This is a genomic window from Rhodobacter sp. SGA-6-6 (genome assembly GCF_011043545.1).
Lineage (GTDB): Bacteria > Pseudomonadota > Alphaproteobacteria > Rhodobacterales > Rhodobacteraceae > Pseudogemmobacter.
The window spans coordinates 21,152-28,478 of sequence record NZ_JAAKGP010000023.1 but is presented as its reverse complement, the minus strand read 5'-3'; the positions used below and the strand labels follow the sequence as shown (position 1 = coordinate 28,478).

General features: G+C 69.3%; 7 protein-coding genes. All 7 read left to right on the top strand.

Annotation, left to right across the window (positions count from 1 at the left end; all coding sequences use genetic code 11):
• Nucleotides 1–55: 55 nt before the first annotated feature.
• The gene (locus G5B31_RS20145; RefSeq protein WP_165019996.1) at nucleotides 56–985 is read left to right on the top strand and encodes an AEC family transporter; all 930 of its coding nucleotides are present in this window, start codon (nucleotides 56–58) and stop codon (nucleotides 983–985) included.
• Nucleotides 982–1,812 (top strand): S-formylglutathione hydrolase, encoded by an 831-nt coding sequence (fghA, locus tag G5B31_RS20140; protein ID WP_165019995.1) that lies wholly within the window; start codon nucleotides 982–984, stop codon nucleotides 1,810–1,812. The genes G5B31_RS20145 and fghA overlap by 4 nt, the downstream gene beginning before the upstream one ends.
• A 67-nt stretch (nucleotides 1,813–1,879) precedes the next feature.
• Nucleotides 1,880–2,320 carry a YaiI/YqxD family protein gene (locus G5B31_RS20135; RefSeq protein WP_165019994.1) on the top strand — a complete coding sequence of 147 codons (441 nt, stop codon included), beginning with the start codon at nucleotides 1,880–1,882 and terminating at the stop codon, nucleotides 2,318–2,320.
• 87 nt (nucleotides 2,321–2,407) lie between these two features.
• On the top strand, nucleotides 2,408–3,385 hold the full coding sequence (locus G5B31_RS20130; protein ID WP_165019993.1) for a DMT family transporter: 978 nt from the start codon (nucleotides 2,408–2,410) through the stop codon (nucleotides 3,383–3,385).
• A complete protein-coding gene (locus G5B31_RS20125; RefSeq protein ID WP_165019992.1) occupies nucleotides 3,357–3,983 on the top strand; it encodes an HAD family phosphatase in 627 nt (208 codons plus the stop codon). Before G5B31_RS20130 ends, G5B31_RS20125 begins: the two co-directional genes overlap by 29 nt.
• Entirely contained in the window at nucleotides 3,980–4,885 is a 906-nt protein-coding gene (locus G5B31_RS20120; RefSeq protein WP_165019991.1) for an ornithine cyclodeaminase, read from the top strand. Before G5B31_RS20125 ends, G5B31_RS20120 begins: the two co-directional genes overlap by 4 nt.
• A gap of 114 nt (nucleotides 4,886–4,999) precedes the next feature.
• The gene (locus G5B31_RS20115) at nucleotides 5,000–7,264 is read left to right on the top strand and encodes a CRISPR-associated endonuclease Cas3'' (RefSeq protein ID WP_165019990.1); all 2,265 of its coding nucleotides are present in this window, start codon (nucleotides 5,000–5,002) and stop codon (nucleotides 7,262–7,264) included.
• The last annotated feature ends 63 nt before the right edge of the window (nucleotides 7,265–7,327 follow it).

The window sequence follows — 7,327 nt, the reverse complement described above, 5'->3', positions numbered from 1 at the left end:
ATCGCGCCCCCGCCCCGCCTTGCCCTTTCCCCCCGCGCATGACAGGACGGGCGCCATGCTGGCGATCCTGCTCAAGACCCTGCCCTTCTTCGCCGTGATCGGCACCGGCTTCCTCGCCGCCCGCTTCCGCCTGCTCTCGCCCGAGGCGACGGGGCAGCTGACCCGTTTCGTCTTCTACTTCGCCTTGTCCGCCATGCTGTTCGGCTTCGCCGCCAACCTGTCGCTGGCCGAGATCTTCAGCCTGCCCTTCGTGCTGGCCTATACGCTGGCCACCGGCCTGGTCTGGGCGCTGGTGCTGGCCGCCGGCCTTTTCCGCGGCACCGGCCGCGAGGCGGCGCTGTTCGAGGCGCATACCGGGGTGATCGGCAATGTCGGCTTCCTCGGCATCCCGATGCTGGTGCTGCTGCTCGGCCCCGGGGCGGTGGGGCCGGTGCTGCTGGTGCTGGCAGTGGACCTGATCGTGTTCTCCTCGATCCTGACGCTGCTGATCACCCTCTTCCGCTCCGGCCGCGTCGGGCCGGATACGCTGCGGGTGCTGACGGTCGGGCTGTTGAAGAACCCGATGATCGTCTCCACCGTCCTCGGCCTGGCCTGGGGCGCCACTGGGTGGCAGCTCTGGCCGCCGGTGCAGGACTACATGACCCTGCTCGGCGCCGCCGCCACGCCCTGCGCACTGTTCGCCATCGGTGCCTCGCTGGCCGGGCGCCGCCCCGACCGGCCGCTGGTCGCCGCCTGGCTGAGCTTTGCCAAGCTGGTCCTCCACCCCGCCGCCGTGGCCGTCGCCGCCCTGCTGGTCTTCCCGGTCGAGCCCTATGCTGCCGGCGTGATGATCGCCGCGGCGGCCTTGCCGGTGGCGGGCAATGTGTTCATCCTTGCGGAAAGCTACGGCGTTGCCCCGCAACGGGTTTCGACCGCCATCCTGATCTCCACCGCCCTGTCCGTGCTGACGGTGACGGCGGTGATAGCCCTAATGGAGACGACATGAAGACGATTTCGGAGAACCGCTGTTTCGGGGGCGTCCAGGGCGTCTATTCCCACGCCTCCGCCGCCACCGGCGGCGAGATGACCTTCGGCCTGTTCCTGCCCGAAGGCGCCGAGGACGGGCCGGTGCCGGTGCTGTGGTATCTGTCCGGCCTGACCTGCACCCATGAGAACGCCATGACCAAGGCCGGCGCGCAGGCCTGGGCGGCCGAGGCCGGGATCGCGCTGGTCTTCCCCGACACCTCGCCCCGCGGCGAGGGGGTGGCGAACGACCCGGCCTACGACCTGGGCCAGGGCGCGGGGTTCTACGTCAACGCGACCGAAGCCCCCTGGGCGCCGCATTTCCGCATGTGGGACTATGTGACCGAGGAGCTGCCGCGGCTCCTGTTCGGCGCCTTCCCGCTGGCCGAGGCGGCGCAGGCGATCACCGGCCATTCCATGGGCGGCCACGGCGCGCTGACCATCGCCATGAGCTTCCCGGGCCGGTTCCGCTCGGTCTCGGCCTTCGCGCCGATCTGCAATCCGACCGCCAGCAACTGGGGCCGCAAGCAGTTTGCCGCCTATCTGGGCGAGGACGACTCCGCCTGGGCCGCGCATGACTCCAGCCTCCTGATGCGGAAATACGGCTTCGACGGGCCGATGCTGATCGACCAGGGCACCGCGGACCAGTTCATCGACCTTTTGAAGCCGGAGGCCCTGGCCTCGGCGATGGCCGAACGGCGGCAGGGCGGGACGCTGCGGATGCAGAAGGGCTACGACCACAGCTATTTCTTCGTCTCGACCTTCATGCCCGACCACGTGGCCTTCCACGCCGAGGCGCTGCGGGGGTGAGCCAGCAAATTCCTTGGAAGGAATTTGCATCTTTCTTCCAAGAAAGATGCACCTTCTGGAGGCCCGCATGACCCTCTACATCGACGCCGACGCCTGCCCGGTGAAGGAGGAGGCCGAGCGGGTGGCCTCGCGGCTGCGCATCCGCATGGTGCTGGTCTCGAACGGCGGCATCCGGCCTTCCGCCAACCCGCTGGTCGAAAGCGTCTACGTCGGCTCCGGCCTGGACGAGGCCGACCGCTGGATCGCCGACCATGCCGGCCCGGGCGACGTGGTGGTGACCTCGGACATCCCGCTGGCGGCCCGGGCAATCGAAGCCGGCGCGGCGGTGGTGAAGCCCGACGGGCAGGAGCTGACCGCGGCCAACATCGGCCAGATCCTCGCCACCCGCGACCTGATGGCCGACCTGCGCAGCGCCGATCCGTTCCGGCAGGGCGGCGGGCGCAGCTTCTCGAAGGCCGACCGCTCGCGCTTCCTCGACGTGCTGGACCGGGTGCTGCGGCGGGGGTGACGGATGTGCGGCGCTTCCGGCTCCGTCCGCGGCACCGATGTCGCTTCGGGAACAGTTTCGCCGTCCGGCCCGGTGTCTGATCCGGGCATGTCCGCGCCGACCACGACCCCCGCCGCCCGCCCGACCTCCGGCATCCTGCTGGCGCTCGGCGGCGGCGTCGTGCTGTCGATGAACGACCTGGCGATCAAGGCGCTGGCCGAGACCGGCTATGCCCTGCATCAGGTGATCCTGATCCGGGCGCTGATCGGCATGGCGCTGGTGCTGCTGGTGATGGCCTTTTCGCCCGGCGGCTTCCGCCAGTTGAAGACCCGGCGGCGGGGCGCGCATCTGCTGCGCGTCTCGATCGTGATGTGCTCGAACCTCACCTATTTCGTCGGCCTGTCGCTGATGCCGCTGGCCGATGCCGTGGCCACCGCCTTCGTGGCGCCGCTGATCGTCACCACCATGTCGGCGGTCTTCCTGCACGAGAAGGTCGGCCCCCGCCGCTGGGCCGCCGTCGCCGTGGGCATGGCGGGCGTCATCGTGATGACGCGGCCGGGGGCCGGGGTGATCCAGCCCGCGGCGATCCTGGTGCTGATCTCGGCCTTCTGCTACGCCTCCAGCCACATGCTGACCCGCCACATGCGCGAGACCGAAAGCGCCGCGACGCTGAGCTTCTATGTCCAGGTCGGCTTCCTGATCGTCAGCGGCGGCATGGGGCTGTGGTTCGGCGACGGCCATCTGGCGCAGGCGCCGGGCAGCACCTGGGAGTTCCTGTTCCGGCCCTGGGTGATGCCGCCGGTCGGCGACTGGTGGGCCTTCCTCGCCACCGGGCTGGCCGTCGGCCTCGGCGGGCTGATGATGAGCCAGGCCTACCGCACCACCGAGGCGGCGCTGGTCGCGCCCTTCGAATACATCGGGATGCCGATGGCGATCTTCTGGGGCGTGCTCGTCTTCGGCACCTGGCCCGACGCCACCGCCTGGGCGGGGATTGCGCTCATCTGCGGGGCGGGGCTTTATACGCTCTGGCGGGAAACGGTGCGCAGGAAGGTGCAGGATGTCGCGGCCCCGAGCGGTGATCTTTGACATAGGCAACGTGCTGATCGGCTGGCAGCCCGAAGCCTTCTACGACGGCCGCCTGGGCGAGGCGCGGCGGCGCGCCTTCTTCGACGCGGTGCCGATCCATGCCGCGAACCTGGAGATCGACCGCGGCGCGCCCTTCCTGGCCTCGCTGCAGGCACTGGCCGGGCATCACCCGGACTGGCGCGACCAGATCCTGTGGTGGCATGACCACTGGCTCCAGATGGTGCAGCCGGTCATCGAGGGCTCGGTCGCCACGCTTAAGGCGCTGAAGGCGCGCGGCGTGCCGGTCTTCGCCCTGACCAATTTCGGCGCCGAGACCTATGAGATCGCGCTGCGGGAATTCCCGTTCCTGCACGACTTCGACCGCGCCTTCGTCTCGGGCCGGCTGGGGCTGATCAAGCCCGACCCGGCGATCTATGCCGTGGTGGAGCGGGAGACAGGGATCGCCCCTTCCGACCTGCTCTTCACCGACGACAGGGCCGAGAACATCGAGGCCGCCGCCGCCCGCGGCTGGCGAACGCATCTCTTCACCGGCTGGCGCCCCTGGGCGGAACGGCTGGTGCAGGACGGAATGTTGACCGAAAAGGAGGCCGGGCTGTGACACCGCGCATCATCGGGCCGGAGGCCGAGGCGAAGCTGACATGGCCGGGCATCCTGGCCGCCTTCGAGGCCGGGCACCGCCGGCCAAGGCCCGACATCAAGGACCTCTTCGTCTACCGCGGGACCGATACCGTGCTGGACCGCGCCACCTGGATCGACGGCATCGGCGCGCTGGTCAAGGTGGCGACGGTGGTGCCCGGCAACACCGCCCGCGGCCTGCCCACCATCCACGGCGCGGTGACGCTGTTCGACGACACCACCGGCGAGTTCCGGGCGCTGGTCGATTTCCACCTGGTGACCAAGTGGAAGACCGCCGGCGACAGCCTGCTGGCCGCCAGCCGGCTGGCCCGCAGGGACAGCCGCCGCATCCTGCTGGTCGGCGCCGGCGCGGTGGCGCGGTCGATGGTGCAGGCCTATCGCTCGATCTGGCCGGAGGCCGAGTTCACCGTCTGGTCGCGGCAGGTGCAGACCGCGGCCAGCATGGCGGTGCCGCTGGGGTTGCAGGTCGCCCCCCGGCTGGAGGAGGCGGTGCCGCAGGCCGACATCATCTGCACCTGCACCATGGCGACCGAGCCGCTGATCCGCGGCGAATGGCTGCGGCCGGGCCAGCACCTCGACCTGATCGGCGCCTACCGCCCCGACATGCGCGAGGTGGACGACGCCGCCCTGCGCCGCGCCCGCCTCTTCGTCGACGCCCGCGCCACCACCATCCACCACATCGGCGAACTGATCGCGCCCTTGAAATCCGGCGCGATCACCGAGGCGGACATCCTGGCCGACTATTACGACGCCCCGGCGCTGTTCGCCCGCACCTCGGCCGAGGAGATCACCATCGCCAAGAACGGCGGCGGCGCCCACCTGGACCTGATGACGGCGGATTACATCGTGCGGGCGGCGGAGTGAGGAGCAGGAGGGGATTACCGGGTCTGGCCTGCGCTGCTCGACACATTCCGGCAATCCGAGATTGTGGCAACAGAATCCCATCTTAACGCGGGATGCGACAGGACTGGTCCGGGAATGCAGCCTCCACAGCAGAACACCTATTTCGCCCATTCGGGAAAGGCGGAGGACGGCAGCGACTGGCAGACGCTTTCCGAACACCTGGAGGCGACTGCTGCGCGGGCAGCGACGGCGGGCCATCTGGTGGGCCTGCCGCTTTGCGCAAGCACCGCGGCGCGGTTTCACGACTTCGGCAAATACGACCCCGCCTTCCAGCGCCGGCTGAGCGGCGACAAGACGGCGGTCGACCACTCCACCGCCGGGGCGCATCTGCTGCTCGGCCGCGCCGGGCCGATGCCCCATGCCGCCCAGCTGCTGGCCTATGCCATCCTCGGCCACCACGCCGGCCTGCCGGACAAGACAGGCTCACAGGCGGCGATGGACCCCCGGATCGCGGGTTTTCGCGACCCCGTCCCTGCCGCCATCACCGCCGCGCAGCAACCGGACCTGTCCCCGCTGCTGCCGGAGTTGATGGCGAAGATGCGGATAAGTGACGAGAGCCGCAGGGGCTTCGACGCCTCGGTCGCCGGGCGGATGATCTTCTCCTGCCTGGTCGATGCCGACTACAAGGATACCGAGGCGTTCTACGACAAGCTCGACGGCCGCAGCCGCGACCGCGACTGGCCCGCGCTGTCGGACATCCTCCCCGACCTGCGCGCCCGGTTCGAGGCGCATATGGCGGGCCTCCCTCAGGGCGGCGACCTGAACCCGCTCCGCCGCGACATCCTCACCCATATCCGCGCCGGCGCCGCACTGCCCCCGGGCCTGTTCACCCTGACCGTGCCGACGGGGGGCGGCAAGACGCTGGCTTCGCTCGGCTTCGCGCTGGACCACGCGGCGGCGTATGGGCATCGGCGGATCATCTACGCGATTCCGTATACCTCGATCATCGACCAGACAGCCCAGACTTTCCGAAGCGTTTTCAAAGACCTGGGTCATGTGGTGCTGGAGCACCATTCCTCGATCGACGAGGAACGCCCCGGCCAGCAGGGCCGCGACAAGGCCCGCCTCGCCATGGAGGACTGGGCGGCCCCCCTCGTCGTCACCACCAACGTCCAACTGTTCGAGAGCCTGTTCGCCGCCCGCCCCTCGCGCGCCCGCAAGCTGCACAACATCGCCGGCTCGATCCTGATCCTCGACGAGGCGCAGGCCCTGCCGCGCGAGCTCTTGATGCCGGTGCTGCGGATGCTCGACACGCTGGCGACGCATTATGGCTGCACCATCGTGCTGTGCACCGCCACCCAGCCGGCCTTCGACAGCGCCCAGCTCGGGCCGGGCGGCCTGCCGCTGGCCGGGCGGGAACTGGCCCCCGACCCGCAGGGGCTGGCCAAGACCCTGCGCCGCGCCCGCATCTTCGACGGCGGCGAGATGGACGACCCGGCGCTGATCGAGGCGCTGCGCGACATCCCGCAGGGCATGGTCATCGTCAACAGCCGCAAGCATGCGCTGGAGCTGTTCCGGGCGGCACAGGCCGAGGGGCTGGACAGCCTCATCCACCTGACCACCCGCCAATACCCCGCCCACCGCCGCCGCATCATCGCCGGTATTCGGGACCGCCTCGATCCTGAAAACCCACGCCCCTGCCGCCTGATCGCCACCAGCCTGATCGAGGCAGGCGTGGACCTTGACTTTCCCAAGGGCTGGCGCGCCGAGGCGGGGCTGGACAGCATCGTGCAAAGCGCCGGCAGGGTGAACAGGGAAGGGAAAAGGCCGGTCGAGGACAGCACCCTGACGGTGTTCCGCGCGCCGGATCATCCCCCGCACCCGCAGATCCGGCCCCTCTCTGAAGCCACCCGCGTCACCGCCGCGAAGTTCGGTCACGAGAAACTGCTCGAAACCGAAGCCATCAACCATTGGTTCAACCAGGTCTACTGGACCCGCGGGATCGGGCGGATGGGCCAGCCGATGGTCGACGCCTTCACCTTCGCCCACAGCGGCACCGATTTCCCCTACCGCTCCACCGCCGAGGCGTTCCGCATGATCGACAGCCCGATGGTGCCGGTCATCGTCGCCATCGAGGACAAGGCCCGGTCCGAGGTGGAGAAGCTGGCCATCCCCAAAATCCCCTCCGGCGGCATCGCCCGCGCCCTGCAAGCCTATACCGTGCAGGTGCCGGAAAAGGCTCGCGCCCTGCTCATCGCCAACGGCCACGCCCGCTTCCACGCGACCCACCTGCGGGGCGACCAGTTCTGTGTGCTGGAAAACCGCAGCCTCTACCGGACGGAATTCGGGCTACACTGGGAACAGGCGGATTATCTGGCGGCGGACCAGAGCATCGTGTAAGCCTTAACATGCAAATCCAAGGAAGTTGCAAAGGAAGGGACGCTATGCTATTGTGGCTTATCC